Here is a 246-nt window from a genome sequence, read left to right as displayed (position 1 = left end):
CGCTGGCGCATCTCCGGCGCGCTGGCGAACAGGTCGGCGAGGGCCTCGAGCAGGTCCTCGATGCCTTTGCCGCGATAGATGAATCCGAAGTACAGCAGGCGCAGGGTGTCCAGCGACGGCAGCGGCACCGTGGCGATCTCCAGGTTGCCGTGGTTGATCACCTCGACCCGCCCGGGCGGCAGGCGCATCCGCCGGGCCAGGCACTCGCCGCCCAGGCCGGTGAGGGTCACCAGGCGCGTCAGGCCC

The 246-nt window shown here is 71.5% G+C and carries 1 protein-coding gene; it reads right to left on the bottom strand.

The features are described 5' to 3' along the window. A partial coding sequence (locus ACLJNW_RS27615) for a hypothetical protein (RefSeq protein WP_410961757.1) occupies window positions 1–246 on the bottom strand: 246 nt, incomplete at both ends.

This window comes from Salmonella sp. SAL4457, from assembly GCF_046548235.1.
Lineage (GTDB): Bacteria > Pseudomonadota > Gammaproteobacteria > Enterobacterales > Enterobacteriaceae > Salmonella > Salmonella enterica.
The sequence above is the reverse complement of the archived record's forward strand: the minus strand, read 5'-3'. Positions and strand labels throughout refer to the sequence as shown.